Source organism: Hansschlegelia plantiphila (assembly GCF_027922265.1).
In the GTDB taxonomy this organism is placed as follows: domain Bacteria; phylum Pseudomonadota; class Alphaproteobacteria; order Rhizobiales; family Methylopilaceae; genus Methylopila; species Methylopila plantiphila.
Genome location: NZ_BSFI01000019.1, coordinates 1 through 21,013, shown reverse-complemented (window position 1 = coordinate 21,013; position 21,013 = coordinate 1). Strand labels below are relative to the sequence as shown.

The following is a 21,013-nucleotide window of genomic DNA, read 5'->3' as shown; positions in this document are numbered from 1 at the left end:
TTAAAGCAATTGTCCAAGCGCACGCGGTAGCCGCCGCACCTTGGTTAGGAGGAGTCTCCTTGACGCCCGCAAGCCTTCTTTGAGCTTGACCGGGTGTCGAACAGATCTTTAACAAGGGGGCGCGGCATTCGTTCCAAGTCATTTCTCTATGTCATAAGACATACGTCGAATTACTATCTTAAATGGGTATAGCGATCCCTTTCCATGCGACTTCCCAAGCCGTGCTAATACCCGCGCATGAGGTCGACCTGCCGCGGAAGCCGACCAGTCGCGCGATAGGCGAGCACGTTTGAGGCGACCACCGCCGCGGCCGATTCCATATCGGTCGGCCCGGTGACGTGCGGCAGCACGGTCACGTCCGGGCGCGTCCAGAGCGGCGAGTCCGGAGCGAGCGGCTCTTCGTCGAAGACGTCGAGAACGGCGTGCGACACCGCCCCCGTCTCGAGCGCCCTGATCAGATCGCCAGCCACGACGATCGGTCCGCGGCCGAAATTGATCAAGGCGGCGCCGGGCTTCATCTCGGCGAAGCGCCGGGCGTCGAGCAGTCCACGGGTCTCGGCGGTCAGCGGCAGCAGGCATACGACGATGTCGCTTCTCGCAAGGAGCGCAGTCATGCCGTCGTCGCCGACATAGGTTTCGACGCCCGGAAGCGCCTTCGCCGAACGGCTCCAGCCGGCGACCGTGAAACCCGCATCCAGAAGCCGCGAGGCGGCGGCGGCGCCCAACGCTCCGAGCCCGAGCACGCCCACCGTCATGCTCCGGGGCTTGCGGTATGGCAGCGGCGCCCAGACCCGGCTCCGCTGCTGGCGCGCATAGGCTGGCATGTCGCGCTGGAGGTAGTACGTCCAGGCCAGAACCGATTCCGCCATGACCCGGCTCATCGACGGATCGACCAGCCGCACGATCGGCGGGGCCCCCGGCCCGAGTTCGCCCACCAGCCGCTCCACGCCGGCCCATAAGCTCTGCACGAAGGCGAGACGGGGCAACGCCCTGACCTCCGCCGGATCGGGATTGGCGACGATCGCGATCTCGGTCCGTGCGCGCGCCTGCGCGTCGAGAGCGCGAAACGGCGCGACGCTCTCTCCGGGCAGCGCGGCGGCGAGGGCGTCGAGCCAAGCGGTTTCCTCGGCCGCATCCATGCGGCCGACAAGCGCGAGGGGTTCGGTCATGGATGATTTCCGTTTCTGGCCGGTCGGCGCGAAGGACGGCTTACGGACCCGTGACCCGGCCTGCTTCAAAACTCTTTGATCGTATCGCGGAGGTGGTCGGTGGCGTAGGCGGTCCGCACAAGGCCGCGCCGCTGAAGCGCGGGCACCAGGCCGTCGGTGACCTCCACTATATAGCGCCGGCTCATCCTGAGCGAGGGCGAGGTGATCAGGAAGCCGTCGCCGCCGACCTGCTCCATGACCTCGCCCATCTTCTCCGCCACCTGGTCGGGCGTGCCGATCAGCTCGACCGACGAGACCAGCCCGCCTGAGGCTTCGATCACGAGCTGCCGCAGGGTCTTGCCGCTTCCCCACTGCGCGAACTTGTCGAGCGAGCCCTGCTCGCCATTGGTCGTCAGGTGCGGCAACGGCTCGTCGAGCGGGAACTTCGAGAAGTCGATGTCGGTCACGCCCGCGATGAAGGCGAGGCTCTGCTCGATGAAGCGGTCGGAATTGATCATCCGCTCGTGCTTGTCGCGCGCTTCCTGCTCGGTCTCGCCAAGCGTCGGCGTGATGCAGAACACGATCTTCACGTCGTCCGGATCGCGGCCCGCCTTTTCGGCGCGCCCACGCAGCTCCTCGCGGTATTTGCGCATCCCCTCGACGCCATTGCCGACCGCGACGACGACGTCGGCGTGCTTGGCCGCGAAGTCGCGGCCCCGCGGCGATCCGCCGGCCTGAAAGAAGGCCGGCCTGCCCTGCGGCGAGCGGACAGTGTTCAGCGGTCCCCGCGAGCGGAAGTATTTTCCCTTGAAATCGATCTGGTGGACCTTGCTGGCGTCGGCGTAGACGCCCTTCTCGCGGTCCATCACCACCGCGTCCGGCTCCCAGGTCTCGAACAGCTGACGCACCAGGCCGACATATTCGTCCGCCATCTCGTAGCGGACCTCCCGTGGCGGCAACTCCTCCATGCCGAAGTTCTGCGCCGACGCGTTCTCGCCGGTGGTGACGATGTTCCAGCCGAAGCGGCCGCCGGAGATATGGTCGAGCGTCGAGGCGAGGCGCGCCAGCTGGAACGGCGCGTAGGCCATGGTGGACATCGTGATCACGACGCCGATCTTGCGCGTGGCCGCCGTCATCAGCGCCGCGAGCGGCGCCGGATCATGCTTCGGCGCCATCAGCGCGTGCTTGAGATAGACGTCGCGGGATTCGCCGTAGGCCTCGGACACCATCAGGGTGTCCTCCACCATCATGAAGTCGAAGCAGGCTCGCTCGAGCGATTTCGCCATGTCGACATAGAACTCGCCGTCCCAGGGGGAGCCGCCATTGGCGAAAGGTTCGTTCCATTCATCGGGCGAAAAGCCCATGAACCAACCGAGGTGGAAGCGCTTGGTCATGACGTGAGCCTTTCATGGCGCGCGGAAAGACGTCGGCCGGATCCGACTAACCGCGATAGCGGGTGAACTTGAAGGCGACCGCGGTGATCACGACCGAAATCGCGATGATGCAGGAGCCGACGGCGTTGATGCCGGGGTTGAGCGTGGTGCGCATCATTCCCCAGATCAGAGTCGAGAGCGTGTTGCTGCCTGTCGTGAAGAACGCGATCACGAAGTCGTCGAGCGACAGCGCCATGGCGATCAGCATGCAGCCGATCAGCGAGGGCCCGATCACCGGCAGCGTGACCGTGACGAAGGCGCGCCCGGGAGACGCGCCGAGGTCCCGCGCCGCCTCCAGCGCCGCCTTGTCCATGGTCGAAAGCCGCGCATAGAGCACGGAGGTGACGATCGGCAGCGTGAACAGCAGGTGGGCGAGCACCGTCGCCGTCACGCCGAGCTTCAGTCCGATGAAGTTGAAGAAGGTCAGCAGCGACAGGCCGAGAACCAGCGGCGGCGCCATCAGCGGCAGACAGAGCGTCAGCAGGATCAGCACGGCCGCCCGCCGGCTCAGGCGCTCGAGCCCGAGCGCGGTCGCGAGCCCGATAGCTGTTGCGGCCGTCCCGCAGCCGAGCGTGATCTGCGCGGTGGTCCACGCGGCCGCCCGGAACTGCGGGCTTTCGGCCAGCCGTCCGTACCAGCCGAGACCGAGCGACGGGATCGGGAAGGCCGCGCTGTTGCCCGTCGTGAACGAGAACAGTACGCAGAGCAGCAGCGGCAGCACAAGGAAGGCCAGCACCGCCAAGGCGTAGACGCGCGGCAGGAGCCAAGCGCCGCTCATCTCGGCTGAAGCCATCTGCGCAGGCCCGACCCGACCGCCGCCAGCACGATCATGCAGGCGGCGATCAGCGTGAAGGACATCGCGGCGCCCGAGGGCGTGTTCATGCGCAGGCCGAACTGCGACTGGATGAAGTTGCCGAACATGGCGTTACCGGGACTGCCCACCATCGCCGGCGTGACGTAGTCGCCGGCCGCCAGCAGGAAGCAGAGGGCGAAGCTCGCCATGAGCGCCGGACGGGCCTGCGGCAGCACGATGTCCAGGATCGTCCGGAGCGCACCCGCACCCATGTCGCGGGCCGCCGCAAGCTCGGTCTCGTCGATGTCGCTCAGCGCGCCGTAAAGCGGCAGGATGGCGAGCGGGAGCAGGTAATAGGTCAGGGTGACGACCACCGCCCCGAGGTTGAACAGCAGGAACGGCAGCGGCGCGTCGATCAGGCCGAGGTTGAGCAGAGCCGAGTTGATGATCCCGTCGGCGCCCAGGATGGTGCGCCAGGCGTAAATCTTCACGAGGTAGCCGCCGAACAGCGTGGTCAGCGCCACGAGCAGCGCGGCGGGGCCGAACCTCCCGAGAGAAAAGCGGACCACATAGGCGAAAAAGAACGCCGTCATTGTCGTCACCGACGCCACGATGAGCCCCATCGACAGCGTGCGGAGCAGCGGTCCGCCGTATCCGGCGATGACGTCGACGTAATTGAACGGCCTGAAGTCGGGGACGACCCGGAAAGTCGTGGCCTTCCAGAAACTCTGGACGAAGAAGAACGACAGCGACGCGACGAACAGCCCGAAGAACACCGCGGCGGCGGGCGCCAGCAACAGCACGGTCACGACATGCCTGGAGGAGAACCGGAAAGCGCGGGAGCCGAAGCCGTCGCCCATCACGGCGCGTCCAGCACCAGTTGCTCGCTCGGGTTCCAGCCCAGCCGGACACGGCCGCCCGGCGCGGGAAACGTCGCGAGCTTGCGGCTTTCCAGATGCACCAGCAGCCGGACTCCGTCGTCGAGCGCGCAATGCAGATGCGTGAAGGGGCCGAGGAAGATCAGATCCACGACGCTGGCTTCGAGGCTCGGCGCGCCCGATGGCGGATCGAGCTCCATCTGCTCCGGGCGCAGCATGATGTTGACCGGACCGTCGCGCCCGGCGTGGTCGAGGCGCGCGTCCGGCCCCAGATCGATCCTGCCGCCGCGCCGGATCCCGGGGATCACGTTGGCTTCGCCAATGAAGGTCGAGACGAAGGCGTCGGCCGGCTTCGTGTAGATGTCGCGCGGCGATCCTTCCTGGACGATGCGGCCGCCGTCCATGACCGCCACGCGGTCCGCGAGCGTCATGACCTCGCTCTGGTCATGGGACACCAGGATGAAGGTGCCGCCGATCGCCTGATGGAGGGCGCGGAGTTCGCCGTGCATGGTCTTGCGCAGCTTCAGATCAAGGGCGGCCAGCGGCTCATCGAGCAGAAGCACCTTCGGTTTCAGGATCAGCGCGCGGGCGAGCGCCACGCGCTGGCGCTGCCCGCCGGAAAGCTGCGGAGCCGGCCGGTCGGCGAGATGCCGGAGGTGGACGAGGTCCATCATCTCGTCGACCGCGGCGTCGATGCGGGCCCTGGGCTCGCGTCTCAGCTTCAGGCCGTAGGCGATGTTCTGGCGCACGGTCATGTGCTGGAACAGGCCGTAGTTCTGGAACACCATCCCGCTCGGACGGCGTTCGGGTCCCAGCCTGGTGACATCCGCGCCGTCGATCCAGACCGTCCCGGCCGAGGGCGCGACGAAGCCGCCGATCATGCGCAGCAAGGTCGTCTTGCCGCAGCCGGACGGCCCCAGAATGGCGAAGAAATCGCCGGCCTGGATGGACAGGTCCGTCGGAGCGACGGCGACATGATCGCCGTACCGCCTCGTCACACCGTCCAGTCTCAGCAGCGCGTCCGGGGGCATCGCGGTTCCGGGGTCAGGCCTTCAGGAACCGCTCGTAGCCGTCCAGAACCTCATCATAGGTCACGTGCTCGCCGTCGCTCTCCGTGCCGAACATCCGCGGATAGATCCGGGCGTGCTGGAAATAGGCGTCGAGGTTGTCGAAGTCATAGAGCGCCTTGACCTCGGGGGTCAGGCTCTTCACCGCGTCGGCGTTGACGACGCCAAGCAGGTTGGCGTTGCCGAAGGCGGCCTGGGCCTCAACGCTGATCGCCTGCTCCACGAAGGCATAGTCGAGTTCGAGGTTCGGCGCGTCCTTGGCGATGTTGAAGGTGTCGACGAAGGCCCAGGTGCCCTCGACGGGCTTTGCGATCTTCACCTCGACGTCCTTGGCCTTGCACCAGGAGACCATCGGCTCCCAGCCCATGATCATGTCGGCCTCGCCGCGGATCAGCAGCTCGGCGCCGTCGCCGAGGCTCGCCGGCATGGCGCGGACGTGGTCCTTCTTCAGCGTGATCAGCATCTCGATCGTCTGGTCGAGCTGCGCCTTGTTCATCCGGGTCGGATCCTTGACGCCGGTGGCGACGGGCGCCCAGACGAGGATGTTCGTCAGCATGTCGCTGAACAGCGCGACCCTACCCTTGTATTCCGGCTTCAGAAAATCCTTCCACGACGTCGGCGCGACCGGGATCTTCTTCGGATTGTAGAGCAGCGCGCAGGAGCTGAACGTGAACGGCACGCCGTAGCAGGTTCCGTCGCTCTCGCTCGCCGCCATCTTCTTGAACTGCGGAAGAAGCTTGTCAAAGCTCGGCAGCCGCTTGACGTCCAGCGCCGTCAGCAGTCCGGCCTCGCCCATCAGCGGGTTGTACATGTGATTGTAGGTCGTGAGGTCCACCGTCCCGACGCCGCCGGAGCGCAGCTTGGTGGTCATGTCCTCGGACGTGTTGATGTAGGTCGTGTCGATGGTCGCGTTGTTGTCGGCGAGGAAGCTCCCGACGTGGAAGCCGGAGTCGTAGCCCTCCCAGCCCACATAGGAGACGCGCTTGGGGTCAGCGGCGAAGGCAGGCCGCGCGACGCCGCCGAAGGCGGAGACGGCGCCGATCGTAGCGGCGCCCTGGAGCAACCGACGGCGGGAGAGCGAGGCGCTGGGCGACCAGGGGGACTGCATGCTGTGCCTCCTTCCATCAATCGGAAACAAGTGCGCCTCACTCATGCCGCCCGCGGTCGCGGGAGAGACAAGCCGGCGGCGACCGGACCGATCGCAAGCCACATGATTTTTGGTCGTACGATCATAAACGTCAACAACAATCTTGAAGAAAAAAACTGATTATCAGTCGCCATCCTGCAAAATGGCGACACATTAAGCATCTCTCTGCGTATCCGCTAAGCATATGCCATCGCAAAGGGCTAAACGCGACGTCGCGGCTTTAGGTCACTCGACCAACAGGCAGGCGGAACGCCGAAGCGGCTCCCGCCTGCGTCACCCCGAAATCAGCGAGAGCGACCGAGCGAGCGCCTGCATCGCTCCGATCAGGCCGCGAACCGCCATCCGGGACCGCGCGAGATTGGGGTCGGCCAGCTCCTGCAGGATGATTCCGTCGATGCCGGCCATGACCAGCTGGGACAGCTTGTGGACGCTCTCGGTCGTCGACGGCCGGTCGTTCGGCGCGTGGACGCCGAAGATGTCCACATGCGCGCGGACGTAGTCGCGGTATTGGCGCTTCGCCATCCAGGGGGCCCCCTCGGTCCGCAGCGCATAGAGCGTCAGCTCGTACTGCACGATCTGGATCGCCATGTTCTCTTCGGCGAACGCCCAGTCCGTCAGAAGGGCGCGCTCGATGCACTCGTCGAGATCGCGGCTGCCGGCGACGCCACGCCGCAAGGTCTGCGCAAGCTTCGATCCCAGCGTGTCCAGCACGGCGAGCAGCAAGGCGTCCTTGGTCTCGAAGTGGTAGTGCAACGTGCCGAGGCGCACGTCGGCCTTGTCGGCTATCTTTCGGGTCGTGGTCCCGATCACCCCGTCTTCGCACAGTGCGAGGAGAGCGCCCTCGATCAGCCGCTCCCGCGTCTCGCGCGCCTTGCGGCCGGCCCGCCGACCCGTGACGCCGCCGGCGACCGTGGCTGACGCAGGCGAGTCCTTCTCAACGGCCAGATGCTCTTTCTTCGCGGCCAAATCCCGCTCCCCCTCGACCCGCAGAGGCCGACCCTGCCCGCCTCTATAGAGCGTTCGGCCCTCGAACGCGAAGGCGCCGGCGTCCTATCAGCCATCTAAAATCTGGTCGCTTGACCAAAACTGATAATTCCGGTTTGTTGCTTTGTCGGAGCGACCCTCCGCAACACTTGCGCTTTCTCCGGGAAACTCGCGAATGCGAAGAATTGGCGTCGACACGGGCGGCACTTTCACCGATTGCGTCCTCGTCGACGACGAGGCCGGCGTTCTCCTCGTGGAGAAGGTTCCGTCGCAACCAGCGAGCCCGGACGCCGCCATTCTCGACGGCATATCGCGTCTCATCGCGCGCGCCGGGCTGGCGCCGGAGGACATCGACGCGGTGATGCACGGCACCACCATCGCGACCAATGTGGTGATCGAGGAGGCCTACGCGCCGGCGGGCGTTCTCGCGACGTCCGGCTGCCGCGACGTCATCGAGATCGGCACGCAGCAGCGCCTGCGCCCATACGACCTGCTGCACAGGCCTAAGCCGGTGCTGGCGCCCCGGAACCGCCGCGCCGAGATCGCTGGCCGCATCGCCGCCGACGGCTCCGAGGTCGAGCCGCTCGACGAGGCCGCCGCGCGCGCGGCGATCCGGCTGCTCGTCGCGGAAGGCAGCGCGGCGATCGCCGTGACCGGCCTGTTCTCCTTCATGAACCCGGCGCATGAGCGCCGCCTCGTCGAGCTCGTCGCCGAGGAGGCGGCGGGCGTCTACTGCATCGCGTCCTCCGACGTTTCGCGGGAGCCGCGCGAATATCCGCGCTTCATGGCCGCTACGGTCAACGCCGCTCTCGCCCCCCTGCTCGATCCGTACGTCCGGCGTCTGCAGCATCGGCTCTCGGACGCCGGCTTCAGGGCGGAGCTCTACATCATCCAGAGCAGCGGCGGACTCGCGACCGCGCTCCGCTCGATGGGCGAGCGGGCGCACAACCTCGTGCTGTCGGGGCCGGCGGCGGGCGTCGTCGCAGGCGTGGTGACGGGCGCCATGCTTAGGGTCCGCAACCTCGTCACGCTGGACGTCGGCGGCACGAGCGCGGACATCGGGATCGTAGCGGAGGGCGAGGCGCGCCTGCGGTTCGACATGAGCCTGCCCAACGGCCTGCCGCTCCATGTCGCGAACCTCGAGATCGAGACCATCGGAGCCGGCGGCGGCAGCATCGCCTGGATCGACGGCGGCGGCGCCCTGCAGGTCGGCCCGCAAAGCGCGGGCGCCTATCCGGGCCCAGTCTGCTTCGGCCTTGGCGGCGACAAACCAACCGTGACCGACGCGCAGCTCGTGCTCCGCCGCCTCAGTCCCGCCGGCCTGCTCGGCGGCGGGTTGAAGCTCGACCGCGACGCCGCCTGCGCCGCGGTCGGCGGTCTCGCCGCACAAGTGGGCCTGGGGCTCGAACAGGCTGCGCTCGGGATCGTCTCGGTGATGGAGGCCAACATGGCGGGCGCGATCCTGCGGTCGGCCGCGCGCCATGGCGACAACCTGCGCGAGTTCACGCTGGTCGCCGCCGGCGGAGCCGGCGGGCTGAGCGCGGTCGCGCTCGCCAAGGCGCTCCAGATTCCGCGTGTGCTCATCCCGCCGCATCCCGGTCTGTTCAGCGCCGCGGGGCTGCTCTCCGCCGAACTAAGGCACGATCTTTCGCAGCCGATGCTGGTCGACGCCGCCCGGCTGGAGGTCTCCGAGATCGAGGCGTCGCAGGCCGAGCTGGAGCGCCGGGCGCTCCGGAACCTCGAGATCGATGGCATTCCGGAAGACCGACGCCGCTGCGACCATGCGCTCGACGTCCGCTATTTCGGCCAGGAATACGCAGTCACCATCCCGACCAGTCCGGGCGAAGCCTTTCACGAAATCCTCGCCCGCTTCCACGAGATGCACGAGAAGACCTATGGCCACAGCGCGCCGGACGCCCAGGTCGAAGTCACCGCCGCCCGCGTCGTCGGGCGCAGTCTCGCCGACGGCCGGGATCTGCCCTCCGCCTCTCATGCGCCGCATGGAGCGGGCGGCCGGCGGGAGGTCTGGTTCGAGGAGTCCGGCTGCTATCTCGACACGCCGGTCCTCGAGCGGTTCAGCCTGCGGCCCGGACAGACGGTCGCGGGCCCCGCGATCATCGAACAGATCGACGCCACGACCGTGTTGCCGCCGGGCTGGTCGGCCGTCGTGGACGAACGCGACTGCATCATGATGGAAGAGGCGACGTCATGATCGATCCTGTCACGGTCGCGGTGATCGGCAGCGCGCTCAAGGCGCTGATCGGCGAGAGCGGAGACGCGCTCCGCCGCAGCTCGCACTCGCCGATCATCCGCGAGATGCTCGACTATTCCTGCGCGCTGTTCGATGCGGGCGGCCAGGCGGTCGCAGAGGACGCGAACATCCCGGCCCTGCTCGGATCCATGACCTACTCCATGCCGCACCTGCTGGCTGAAAATCCGACCGAGACGATCGCGCCCGGCGACATCTTCATCGGCAACGATCCCTATCGCGGCTGCACCCACACGCTCGACATCCACATCTTCGCGCCGGTCTTCGCGGAAGGCCGCGTGATCGCCTGGGTGGGAAACCTCGCGCACCACAACGACATCGGCGGCACCAACCCCGGCACGGAAGGCTTCGCCAACCGCTCGATCTACGAGGAGGGCCTGCGCTTCCCCTGGGTGAAGCTGGTGGAGGCAGGCCGCGAGAGCGTCGCTCTGCTGCGCTACTTCGAGAACAACACCCGCGACCCGATCGCCAGTCTCGGCGATCTGCGGGCGCAGATCGCCGCGGCGAAGCTCGGCGTGCGGCGGATGGCCGACGTCGTGGGCAAATACGGCGTAAAGACGCTCGAGGCCGCGATGGCGGAGCGGCTGGATCAGGGCGAGCGCCGCATCCGCAAGGTGCTCGCCGATACCCCCGACGGCCGCGGCGCGGCCGAAGGTTTCCTGGACAATGACGGGACGGGCGACGAGCCCGTGAAGATCGCGGTCTCGGTGGAGGTCGCCGGAGACGAGCTGATCGTCGACTTCACCGGCACCGATCCGCAGATGTCCGGCGGCATGAATTGCTCGCGGACGGCGAGCCTTTCGGCCGTCATCTTCGCCGTGAAGGCGGCCTTCGATCCAGAGGCCGATCAGACCGCGGGCGGCCTGCGTCCTCTGAGGATCGTTCTGCCCGAGCGCACCGCGGTGAACCCGGCGTTCCCGGCGGCGGTGAGCCTGCGCCATCTCGCGGCCCAGCGGATCACCGACACGATCGTGCGCGCGATCTCGCAGTTCAAGCCGGACCTCGCGGTCGCGGGGTCCTTCGTCGGCTTCTCGAGCCTCGCCGCCGAATGCCGGCATCCCCGCACCGGGCTGCCCGTCGTCATGGCCGACGACCTCGGCGGCGGCATGGGCGGCAACGCGTTTTATGACGGGCTCAACGCCGTCGACCCCTACCTGGGGAATGTCGGGCTGCTTCCCATGGAGGTCTGCGAGCGGCAGTATCCGATCCGCATCGCCACGACCGAGCTCGTTCCGGACTCCGGCGGCGCCGGCGAACGCCAGGGGGGGCTGGGCATCCGCAGGATCTACGAGTTTCTCGATCGGTGCGACGTGGTGTTCTACACCGAGCAGACCCGCGCCGACTTCGCGCCCTGGGGAGCGAACGGCGGGCGGACGGGCGAGCCAGCGCGCCTCGTGCTCGAGAAGGCCGACGGAACCCGCATTCCCATCACCAAGAACCGCATGCTGGTCGACGCCGGAGACCGTCTGGTGACGGTGACGGGCGGCGGCGGCGGCTGGGGCGATCCCGCAAGCCGTCCCATCGAGCGGATCGCGCGGGACCTCCACGAAGGTAAGATCAGCCCATCGAAGGCGCGCGCGGCTTACGGCTATCACGCTCCGGACCGAACATGACCCCGTCCAATCTGGAGCAGCTGCTCGACGCCCATCCCGACATCGCAAACGTCGACGCGGTGTTCGTCGACCTCGACGGCCATCTCCGCGGCAAGCGTCTCCCGCGCGAGAAGGCGGCCGAGGCGATCCGGAACGGCGTGATGATCCCGCAGGCGATCATGGCGCTGACGACGCCCGGCGAGTGTCTCGACGCCGGCGGGCGAGGGATTTCGGACGGCGATCCGGACGGCGTCGGAGCGGCGGTCGCGGGCTCCGCCGTCCGCCTGCCGTGGTCCGATCGGACCGCACAGGTGCTGCTCCGCATGAACGCCTTCGACGGCGAGCCGCTCGGCTGCGACCCGCGCAACGTCCTCGACGGCGTCGTCGCGAGGCTTGCGGCGCTCGGGCTTCGCCCGGTCATGGCGTTCGAGCTCGAGTTCTATGTGATCGCGCAACAGCGCGCGGCGGACGGCGGCCCGCTGCTGCCCGCGCAGATCGCCGCCATCCCGGCGGGTGCACGCTCGCACGGCACCCCCGTGCTGGACGCGCTGGCGCCCTTCTTTCAGACGGTCGAGGCCTTTGCCGACGCGATGGATATCCGTATCGGCGGCGTCACCACCGAGACCGGTCTCGGCCAGTTCGAGATCAACCTCCATCATGGCGACCAGCCCGGCCGCGCCGCGGACGAGGTGATCCTGCTCCGCCAGATTCTGTGGAACGCGGCGCGGGCGAACGGGCTCGACGTCACCTTCATGGCGAAGCCCTTCGCAGATCAGCCCGGCGACGGCCTGCACCTCCATCTCAGCCTGATCGATGGCGAGGGGCGCAACATCTTCGGTCTCGACGACGGCGACGAGCGGCTGCGCCACGCGATCGGCGGAATCCGCGACCTCATGCCGGCGGCGATGGCGCTCCAGGCGCCGAACCTGAACTCCTTTCGGCGCTTCGTCCCCGGCAGCTTCGCGCCGATCAACCGGACCTGGGGCCGCGACAACCGCTCCGTCGCGTTCCGGATTCCGATGAGCAAGCCCGAGGCGCGGCGGATCGAGCATCGAATCGCGGGCGGCGACGCCAACCCTTATCTGGTCGCCGCGAGCGTGCTCGCGAGCGTGATCCATGGACTGGAGAACCGGATCGATCCCGGAGCTTCGTCAACCGGGAACGCCAACCTGATCCAGGACGACGCCGTCCCGACCGACGTCCTCGCCGCGCTGGATCTGCTGACCGGGAGCGCCGAGATGCGCCGCCATCTCGGGAGCGACTACGTCGACCTCTATGCGGACATCCGGAGGAAGGAGCTTCGGCGCCTGCTCGGGACGCATCTGCCGAAGGAATACGAGTGGTATCTCTGACGGCGGCCGCTCGTCCGGACACCGCCTATGCGGCGACCTGCGAGGCGCTTCCGCCGCAACCCCCGCTGACGGGGACTGTCTCCGCGGACGTCTGCGTCATCGGCGCGGGCTTCACCGGGCTTTCCGCCGCCATGCATCTCGCCGAGGCCGGCCGCAGCGTGGTGGTGCTCGAACGGGGCCGGATCGCCGACGGCGCCTCGGGCCGCAACGGCGGACAGGCGAGCGTCGGCATGCGGCTGAAGCAGGACGTGCTGGAGCGCATGGTCGGCGAGGACGACGCCCGCGCGCTGTGGCGCGTCGCGGTCGGGGCGATGGAGCACCTGAAGGGCCTGATCGCGAGCGGCGTGGACTGCGACTTCACGCCCGGCGTGTTCCGGCTCGAGCACCGGCCGGAGGCCGTCGCGGCGACGCACCGCTACGCCGAGATGATGCGCCGACGCTACGGCTTCGACGCGCTGGAGCCGCTCGATCGGGACGCCGCGCGACGGCTCGTGGCGAGCGAGGCTTATCACGGCGGCGTCTATGACGGGGCCGCCGGTCATCTGCACCCGCTCAAGCTCGCGACCGGGCTGGCGCGCCGCGCGCTGGCGGCGGGCGCCGCGATCCACGAAAGCTCGATGGTGGCCGGAGTCGAGCAGGCGGGCGACGGCGTTCGGGTGCGGACCGCCGACGGCGGAGTCCGCGCCAGACACGTCGTCTACGCCGGAAACGGCATGATGAGCGGCCTCGACCCTGCGATCGACGGCCACGTCATGCCGATCCGCAACTATATCCTGGCGACCGAGCCGCTTGCGCCCGAGATCGCCGCCGGCCTCATCGGCCGTGGCGCCGCGGTGAGCGACTCGCGCTTCGTCGTGTACTACTTCCGCGTGGACAAGGATCGCCGGCTGATCTTCGGCGGCGGCGAAACCTACAGCTATCGCGACCCTCGGGACCCGAAGGCGTTCGTCCGCGCGCATATGCTGAAGGTGTTCCCGCAGCTCGCCGGCGTTGCGATCGACCACGCCTGGGGCGGGACGCTCGGCATCACCCGGACGCGTATGCCTTATGTCAGGCGGATCGGCCAGCACGGTTTCGCCGCAGCCGGCTTTTCCGGACGGGGCGTCGTTCTGGCTCCGTATTTCGGAAAGATTCTGGCCGACGCGATACGCGGTTCGTCGCCTGAGTTCGATCTCCTGAGCCGCCTGCCGATGGCTCGCTTTCCCGGAAGCGGCGCATTGCGATCCCCGCTCCTGGTGGCCGGGATGGGCCTATACAAACTCCGCGACATGCTCGGCTGGTGAGGCCCGCCGCCTAGCTCCGGCGCGAAAGGCCGTGACCTTTGATCCTGCGATAGAGCGTGGCTCGGCTCATTCCGAGCGTCTGGGCGGCTGCGGCCACGTCGCCCCCGCAGGCCCTGATGGCGTCGACGATCGCCGCGCGCTCCGCCTCGTCGACGCGCGCCTTGATGGTCGGAACAACGTCCAGCGCAGGGGCGGGACGCGGCGGCGCATAACCCTGGATCCGCGGAGCGGTCGTCAGCGCATTCCGAAGCAGGAGATCCCGCGGCTGGATGACGCCTCCGGTCGCAAGCGACGCCGCCCGGCCGACCACAAGATAGAGTTCGCGCAGATTACCGGGCCACACATGGGCGTGCAGCATGGCGCGTGCGGCCTCGGATATCCGCACGTTCTGCCGGCTCGTGACGCGCTCGACGCAACTGTCGATCACCGCAGCCATGTCCGCGCGCTCGCGCAACGCCGGAACCTCGATCACGACGCCGGCGAGGCGGTAATAGAGATCCTCGCGGAAGGCGCCGTCCGCGACGCGTTGCTCCAGTTTCTGGTTCGTCGCCGCGATGAACTGCACATCGACGCGTTCCGTCCGCCCGGAACCAAGCGGAGAGACTTCGCCGGACTCGAGCACGCGCAGCAGGCGCGTCTGCAGCTGGAGCGGCATATCGCCAATCTCGTCGAGAAACAGCGTGCCGCCATGGGCCTGGACGAACCGTCCGGCCGAGCCCTCCTTGCGGGCGCCGGTGAACGCGCCGCTGGCGTAGCCGAACAATTCGCTCTCGATCAGGGATTCAGGCACGGCGGCGCAGTTCAGCGCGACGAACGGCTTGGCCGCTCGTGGCGATTCAGCATGATAGCCGCGGGCGAGCGTGTCCTTGCCGACGCCCGTCTCGCCCAGGATCAGAACGGGCAGCCGGGTGTGGCTCAGCCGGCGTAGAATGCTGACGCTTTCGATCATGCTGGGATCGCCGCCGGCCCAGCCATCCATCGTGATCTGCTGCTCGCTCGGCTGTCCGGCCAGTGGGCGCGGCCTCGCCTGAACGCTCACGCTGATCCTTTTGGGCGGCGCGGGGGACGCCACGCCACGCACCGTGTGGCCGTTATCGAGGCGCAGGAATTCCAGCGGAGCCGGAGCGTCCCTGCGCTGCTGCAGCGCCTTTCGATCTTCCGCGAACAATCTCCACAACGAGAAGGGCGAGAAATTCGTCGTCGGAATCTCGAGCATCCGCCGTGCGGCGACGTCGGCGCCGGAGACCGTCTGGTCGTCATCGACCGCCAGCAGGCAGGGCCGTCCGTCGGGCTGCCAGAGCTTCACGATCGTCTGGTCGCGGAACTGGTTGCGAAAAATCGCCTCCGAGAGCCGTTCGGCCGAGCTCCTCACCACCGCGAGGGCGAGAGCGTGGGTCTCGGGGCTCAAATCAGGATTCTGGGTCGAGACGTTCAGCGCCGCCCATAACGAGCCGTCGGGCGCGAACAGCGGAATCGCCGCGCAGGACATGTCGATGAATTCGCTGAAATAGTGCTCGTCCAGGTAGACCGAGGTGATCCTCGCCTCGCGAAGGCAGGTGCCGACCCCGTTCGTCCCGGCGTACCGTTCGCTCCAGATCGAGCCCGGTTTATCTTGCCGCGCATAATAGGCCGAGCAGCGATCGGCCTTCTCGGCGACAGTCAATCCGTCGGCGTTCGTCAATGTCACAGAATAGCCGATGTCGCCGACGACCGAGTAGAGAAGGTCGATTTCGTCGTAGGCTATCGTGAGGTTCTCCTCGAGCGCGTCGCGCGCCTGATTGATCTCCCGATTGCCGACCACAGGAACGTCGCTGGACGCGCCCGGATCGAGATCGTACTCGACCAAGCACCGCAACCAGGACGAGAACGGGAACGGCGGCTGAGCCGTGACGTCGCCATTGTTCGCCCGCAGAGCCGAAAGCACCTTTTGAGTGTGAGGAGCGCTCATCAGGTCCTTCTGCACGCGTCACTGGGGATGAATACAAGGAGACGCAAAACCCGCGCCAACTCGTTTAACTGTTTCGAGAAGCCTTGAAACTCAAGACCCACAAGGGTTTCGGCGGAAATCTCCACCGAGCCTGCAGCCGGATTGTTGGAAACGCTGCCTGATCAATCCTCGCGGGCCCAAATTAAAGGCGATCCCGCTGGCGCCCTGTCGCATCATTCCGGTTCGTCCCTATCCGCAGACGCCGGCGGACGTCGGCCGAGCGCCGCTGCTTCTTGAGACAGACAGCTGAGACAGCGCGCGGGCCGCCCGAGATGGGCGCTCCAGCAAGGCGATTTCGGCGATTGCGGCCGAAGCCCAGGACATGCGGGCATGTCACCGGACCGCTGGCGCCACAGTCGATCCGGCGGCTGAATCTAATGAGAATCGAATGGCTTAGTGACCTCCGACATCCCGCGATCGCCGCCCCCGGCGTCTTGGTCGGCGAGCGTTTCCCAGATCCGAACCGCGGCGCGTTCCACTGGCGCGCAACTTGCTGACCGCAGCCTTATGCGAGCCCGACCGGGCGGGATCGAGGATGCAGGAGCCAGGCGCATGGAGTTCGGCGTATTCGCGGTCCCCTTCCGGCTGCCAGAGACGAGCCTCGCCGACGGGCTGAAATGGGACGTCCAGGTCACCCGGTGGGCGGAAGAATACGGCCTCCACGAAGCCTGGTACGCCGAGCACTACACTTTGGGCTGGGAGAACACCTGCGCGCCGGAACTGATCGTGGCGGCGGCCTCCCAAGTCACGAGCCGCATCAGGCTGGCGATCGGGGCGAACCTTCTCCCGTATCATAACCCGATCGCGTTGGCGCATCGGCTCATGCAACTCGACCAGATGACCGGAGGCCGCCTGATCGCGGGTTTTGGCGCCGGCGGCTACGAGACGGACGCGCAGCTGTTCGGCCTGCCCGATCTCGACGAACGCCGGCTGATCGCCAAGGACGCGCTCGACGTCATCCTGGCGATCTGGACGCAGCCGCGGCCGTTCAAGCTCGTGAACGCGCATTTCAGCGTCGATTATCCGCCCTACGACCCGTTCTGGGGCGGACCCAACTGGACGTCGCACCAGACGCCTCATCCGCGCGTCGCCGTCGCCGGCATCAGCGCCGGGTCTTCGAGCCTTCGCGAGGCCGGGCGCCGCGGCTTCATTCCGATGAGCTTCGATCTCGCGCCGGATTATCTGCGCGGACACTGGGCCGCCTATGCGGAAGGAGCGGCGGAGACCGGACTGACGCCGCGCCGGGAGGATTGGAGGCTGTTCAAGATGATCTTCGTCGGACGAAGCGACGAGGAAGCGCTGGCGCTTGCGACAGCGGCTCCGGTGCGCCGCGTGTTCGACGAATTCGTGCTGCGGGTTTACGAACGCTTCGGCTTGCTCGGGTCGTTCGCGCCGGGCGTGCCGGAGGATCAGATCACAGCGGATTATCTGGCGCGGAACGTCTGGCTGGTCGGCTCTCCCGACACTGTCGTCGACAAGATCACGCGGGTCTATGACGAGCTGGGCGGTTTCGGCGTTCTCGTCACGCCGGCGTTTGATTTCCTCGACGATCCCGACGCCTTCAGGCGGAGCCTCGAACTGCTCGGCCGGGAGGTCGCGCCAAGGGTGGCGAACCTCGGAGCGCGCTGACGAGGCGCGCGCCGACCGCATCGGCTAGGCGGGCCGGCGTCGCTCCGCCCACAGGAACCGGTCGACCACGGCGTGGTCCAGCTCCACGCCAAGGCCGGGGCTGCGATCCATATCGAGGCGCCCGTCCCTGATCCGCAGCTCGGGGTTCGATTTCGCGATCTCGACGAAGTTCGGATACTCGCGGAAGTACGGGTAGACTTCGAGAGTCATGAAGTTGCTGGTGCAGGCGCCGATCTGCGCGGCGGCGGCGGTCGAGACGCCGCTCGCGCAATTGTGCGGCGAGAACCGCATATTGTAGGCTTCCGCCATCGCGGCGATCTTCTTGGTCTCCAGCATTCCGCCGGTGTTTCCGATGTCGGGCTGCACGATCCCGATCGCCTGGCTCTCGAGAACCTTGCGAAAGCCATAGCGCGTGTAGAGCCGTTCGCCGGCCGCGAGCGGAATGTCGATCTTCCCGGCGATCCGGGCGAGAGCCCCGACGTCGAACGGGTCGCACGGCTCCTCGATCCAGCCGATGTCGAACTCCTCGACGCGCTTGCAGTAATTGATCGTCTCGTCCGTCGTCAGTCCTCCGGAGAGATCCAGAAGGATGACGATGTCGGGACCAACGACCTGGCGCAACAGCCGGACGCGCTCGACGGCGAGCTTCGTCATGTCGCGGTCGAGAGCGCGGCGCGTCACGTGCCGCAAGGTGCGGCCTTCCTCCATCGGCATCGCCAACGGATAGGTCTTGATCATCGTGTAGCCGTCCGCGACGGGTCTTTCGGCCGCGCGCGCCCACTCTTCGGCGTCTGAGAACTCGGTGTTCCAGCCGTTGGCATAGACCGGAAGCCTGTCGTGCACGAGGCCGCCCAGAAGCTCGTAGACCGGAACGCCGAGCTCCTTGCCCTTGATGTCCCAGAGCGCGGTCTCGATCGCCCCGATCGCGGCGAAGACGATCGCGCCGCCGCCCTTCGCCCAGAACGAATGGTCGTAGAGTTCATGCCAGAGCGCCTCGATGCGCGAGGCGTCCCAGCCCAGCACATAGCGTTCCGCCATTTCGGCGATCATGGCCGCCGCGGCGAGCCCGCCGACGCCATAGGCGATCGCAGCCTCCCCGACGCCGACGACGCCGTCGGCGGTCTCGACCTCGACGACGATCGGGTGAAGCTTTGAGCTCGTCACGCTGTAGACGCGGACGGCGGTGATCTTCGACATCGCGGGCTCAGGCTCTTGTGTGGCTGGCGCGGCGCGCCGCTTGGCGGGCGCGTCCTTGACGGCGGCCCCGCGACCCCGGAGCATCCGCCTCGAAGTTCGGCGTGGCGCGCCTTACGCCGCCTGTGCGGCGGACCGGGCGTCCGCCTTGACGAAGTCCGCGCAGCGCTCCCCGATCATGATGCAGTTGGCGTTGAGGTTGCCGCTGACGATGACGGGCATGATAGAGGCGTCGGCGACATAGAGGCCTTCCACCCCGCGCACGCGGAGCCGGTCGTCGACGACGGCCTCGGGACCCCCGCCCATCTTGCAGGTGCCGGCTGGGTGGTAGATGCCGGTCGCGGACTGCAGCACGAAGCTGCGCCACTCGTCGTCGGTCTGGACGTCCCTGCCGGGGTTGAGCTCGCCGACGACGTGGCGCTTCATCGGCTCCGTCTCGAAGATGCGTCGAAGGAATCTGGCGCCGGCGACGAGCGTCTCGATGTCCCTCTCGTCGCCGAAGAGGTTCGGCTGAATCTCCGGCTGCTCGAGCGGATCGCGTGATTTCAGCCTGATATGCCCGCGGGAATAAGGACGGTGGATGTTGGTGAGGCCGGTGGCCGCAGGCTTGTCGAACAGGATCGGCCCGTTCTCGGCGAGGTCGTATCCGACCGGCGTGAAATGGTACTGCAGGTCGCACCGGTTGAGTTCACGTCGCGACCGCGTGAAGCCGAGGACATGCGTGTCGGGCGTCGAGCCCGGTCCGGTTCCGAAGAACAGCCATTGCGCGCCGAACGTCAGGATGTGGCCGAGGCCGTGCTGCACGTTGTAGGTCGGCCGGTCCACCCAGACGGTGTGGTTCACGCCGGGATGATCGTGGAAGTTCTCGCCAACGCCCGGAAGATCGATCACGACGGGCACGCCGATCTGGCGGAGATGCCCGGCGGGCCCGACGCCTGAGAGCTGAAGAATCTGCGGCGAGGACAGCGTGCCCGCCGACAGCACCACGGCCCGGCGCGCCTTCACGGTCCGGATTTCGCCGCCGCGCTGATACTCCACTCCGACCGCCCGGCCGCCCTCGAACAGAATGCGGCGGACATGGGCCTCGGTCTCGACGCGGACATTGCTGCGCTTCATCGCGTCCCACAGATAGGCCCGCGCGGAGCTGCAGCGCCGACCGTTACGCTGGGTCGCCTGCGTGTAGCCCACGCCCTCCTGGGGCGGGCGGTTGACGTCGCTTTTGAGCGGCAGTCCGGCGGCCACCGCAGCGTCGAGAAAGGCCTGCGATATCTCGTGCGAGCAGCGGAGGTTGGAGACCGTCAGCGGCCCTCCGTCGCCATGGATGTCGTCCTCGCCGTTCTCGTTGTCCTCGGAGCGCTTGAAATAGGGAAGCACGCTCGCGTAGTCCCAGCCCTTGCAGCCGAGCTCGGCCCAGTCGTCGAAATCCTCCGGCTGGCCACGGACATAGAGCATGCCGTTGATCGAGCTCGATCCGCCGAGCACCTTGCCGCGCGGCATGTAATCCATGCGGCCGCGGCGGGTCGGGTCCGGCGCCGCCTTGTAACGCCAGTCGAAGCGAGGGTTGCCGATCGCCTTGAGATAGCTCGCCGCCGGCATCTGGATGTTGATGCTGCGGTCGGAGCCGCCCGCTTCGAGCACCATGACGCTCGAAGCCGCGTCCTCGGAAAGCCTGCCCGCGACCGCGCAGCCGGCCGAGCCCGCTCCGATGACGATATAGTCGTGCTCGTTCATGCCGATACCTGTGCGAGAGAAGCGGGTTGCAACGCGTCGGCGCGTCCGTCGTCGTCGAGCGGCCCACGGCCGCGCTCGGCGCCCGCGCTTGGTCCATGACCGTCGTCGGCAAGCCGCGTGCCAACCGCTTCGGGCGGTCAGTATCGCTGTCCGCAGGGCCGATCCGTCTCGGCGAAGCCAACCGTTGTCGCCGTTTTGAGACGTCGAGACCATCGTGGCCGCCGGAGGCTCGCGTGAGGTCGGCGCGACAAGATCCCGTCGTCCTCAGGAATCCCGGCCCCTGGGCGCGGCGGACGCCTGATCGGTCTGGCGGCCACTGTTCCGGACAAAGGCGTGGCATGGCTCTTGCGGACCGCCGTCCGAAGAATCTGATGAGAAGGCGGGATGCGCACTCTCCTCATCATCTTCGCGCGTTGTTTGTCTGAGGCGTTTTGGCTTCGGCTTTTTGCGCGCGTCCACTCCCGAGAGACCGGAACGGCTCCATGACCATGACCCTCAGCCTCGCCCCCGCCCCGTCGGCCGGCGT

Annotated in this window: 15 protein-coding genes; 5 read left to right on the top strand and 10 right to left on the bottom strand. The window is 67.4% G+C overall.

Annotation, left to right across the window (positions count from 1 at the left end; all coding sequences use genetic code 11):
- Positions 1 to 224 precede the first annotated feature (224 nt).
- The 7 genes from PKE75_RS13595 to PKE75_RS13565 form a co-directional block, all read right to left on the bottom strand.
- Entirely contained in the window at positions 225 to 1,169 is a 945-nt protein-coding gene (locus PKE75_RS13595; RefSeq protein ID WP_271169282.1) for a 2-hydroxyacid dehydrogenase, read from the bottom strand.
- A 65-nt stretch (positions 1,170 to 1,234) separates the two neighbouring features.
- Entirely contained in the window at positions 1,235 to 2,542 is a 1,308-nt protein-coding gene (locus PKE75_RS13590; protein ID WP_271169281.1) for an NtaA/DmoA family FMN-dependent monooxygenase, read from the bottom strand.
- 46 nt (positions 2,543 to 2,588) lie between these two features.
- The gene (locus PKE75_RS13585) at positions 2,589 to 3,359 is read right to left on the bottom strand and encodes an ABC transporter permease (protein ID WP_271169280.1); all 771 of its coding nucleotides are present in this window, start codon (positions 3,357 to 3,359) and stop codon (positions 2,589 to 2,591) included.
- A complete protein-coding gene (locus PKE75_RS13580; protein ID WP_271169279.1) occupies positions 3,356 to 4,234 on the bottom strand; it encodes an ABC transporter permease in 879 nt (292 codons plus the stop codon). Before PKE75_RS13580 ends, PKE75_RS13585 begins: the two co-directional genes overlap by 4 nt.
- Complete coding sequence (locus PKE75_RS13575) at positions 4,234 to 5,283, bottom strand: ABC transporter ATP-binding protein (protein ID WP_271169278.1); 1,050 nt, start codon at positions 5,281 to 5,283, stop codon at positions 4,234 to 4,236. The genes PKE75_RS13580 and PKE75_RS13575 overlap by 1 nt, the downstream gene beginning before the upstream one ends.
- A 13-nt stretch (positions 5,284 to 5,296) precedes the next feature.
- Positions 5,297 to 6,427: an ABC transporter substrate-binding protein gene (locus PKE75_RS13570; RefSeq protein ID WP_271169277.1), complete on the bottom strand. Its 1,131-nt coding sequence runs from the start codon at positions 6,425 to 6,427 to the stop codon at positions 5,297 to 5,299.
- Between the two features lie 312 nt (positions 6,428 to 6,739).
- Entirely contained in the window at positions 6,740 to 7,432 is a 693-nt protein-coding gene (locus PKE75_RS13565) for a TetR/AcrR family transcriptional regulator (protein WP_271169276.1), read from the bottom strand.
- 193 nt (positions 7,433 to 7,625) lie between these two features.
- Here PKE75_RS13565 and PKE75_RS13560 point away from each other — a divergent pair, with 193 nt between their 5' ends.
- The 4 genes from PKE75_RS13560 to PKE75_RS13545 are packed head-to-tail and all read left to right on the top strand — an operon-like array spanning position 7,626 to position 13,946.
- Positions 7,626 to 9,662, top strand: a complete 2,037-nt coding sequence (locus tag PKE75_RS13560) for a hydantoinase/oxoprolinase family protein (RefSeq protein ID WP_271169275.1) — start codon at positions 7,626 to 7,628, stop codon at positions 9,660 to 9,662.
- Positions 9,659 to 11,332, top strand: a complete 1,674-nt coding sequence (locus PKE75_RS13555; RefSeq protein WP_271169274.1) for a hydantoinase B/oxoprolinase family protein — start codon at positions 9,659 to 9,661, stop codon at positions 11,330 to 11,332. Before PKE75_RS13560 ends, PKE75_RS13555 begins: the two co-directional genes overlap by 4 nt.
- Positions 11,329 to 12,663, top strand: a complete 1,335-nt coding sequence (locus PKE75_RS13550; RefSeq protein ID WP_271169273.1) for a glutamine synthetase family protein — start codon at positions 11,329 to 11,331, stop codon at positions 12,661 to 12,663. The genes PKE75_RS13555 and PKE75_RS13550 overlap by 4 nt, the downstream gene beginning before the upstream one ends.
- Positions 12,651 to 13,946, top strand: coding sequence for an NAD(P)/FAD-dependent oxidoreductase (locus tag PKE75_RS13545; RefSeq protein ID WP_271169272.1), 1,296 nt, complete (start codon positions 12,651 to 12,653; stop codon positions 13,944 to 13,946). The genes PKE75_RS13550 and PKE75_RS13545 overlap by 13 nt, the downstream gene beginning before the upstream one ends.
- A 10-nt stretch (positions 13,947 to 13,956) precedes the next feature.
- On the opposite strand, the gene PKE75_RS13540 is transcribed toward PKE75_RS13545, so the two are convergent.
- Positions 13,957 to 15,894 carry a sigma-54-dependent Fis family transcriptional regulator gene (locus PKE75_RS13540; RefSeq protein ID WP_271169271.1) on the bottom strand — a complete coding sequence of 646 codons (1,938 nt, stop codon included), beginning with the start codon at positions 15,892 to 15,894 and terminating at the stop codon, positions 13,957 to 13,959.
- 591 nt (positions 15,895 to 16,485) lie between these two features.
- Between PKE75_RS13540 and PKE75_RS13535 the strand changes: the two genes are divergently transcribed.
- On the top strand, positions 16,486 to 17,562 hold the full coding sequence (locus PKE75_RS13535) for an LLM class flavin-dependent oxidoreductase (RefSeq protein ID WP_271169270.1): 1,077 nt from the start codon (positions 16,486 to 16,488) through the stop codon (positions 17,560 to 17,562).
- Between the two features lie 24 nt (positions 17,563 to 17,586).
- Here the strand turns inward: PKE75_RS13535 and PKE75_RS13530 are convergent, their stop codons facing one another.
- The gene (locus tag PKE75_RS13530; protein WP_271169269.1) at positions 17,587 to 18,759 is read right to left on the bottom strand and encodes a mandelate racemase/muconate lactonizing enzyme family protein; all 1,173 of its coding nucleotides are present in this window, start codon (positions 18,757 to 18,759) and stop codon (positions 17,587 to 17,589) included.
- Between the two features lie 111 nt (positions 18,760 to 18,870).
- The gene (locus PKE75_RS13525; protein WP_271169268.1) at positions 18,871 to 20,487 is read right to left on the bottom strand and encodes a GMC family oxidoreductase; all 1,617 of its coding nucleotides are present in this window, start codon (positions 20,485 to 20,487) and stop codon (positions 18,871 to 18,873) included.
- Positions 20,488 to 21,013 lie beyond the last annotated feature (526 nt).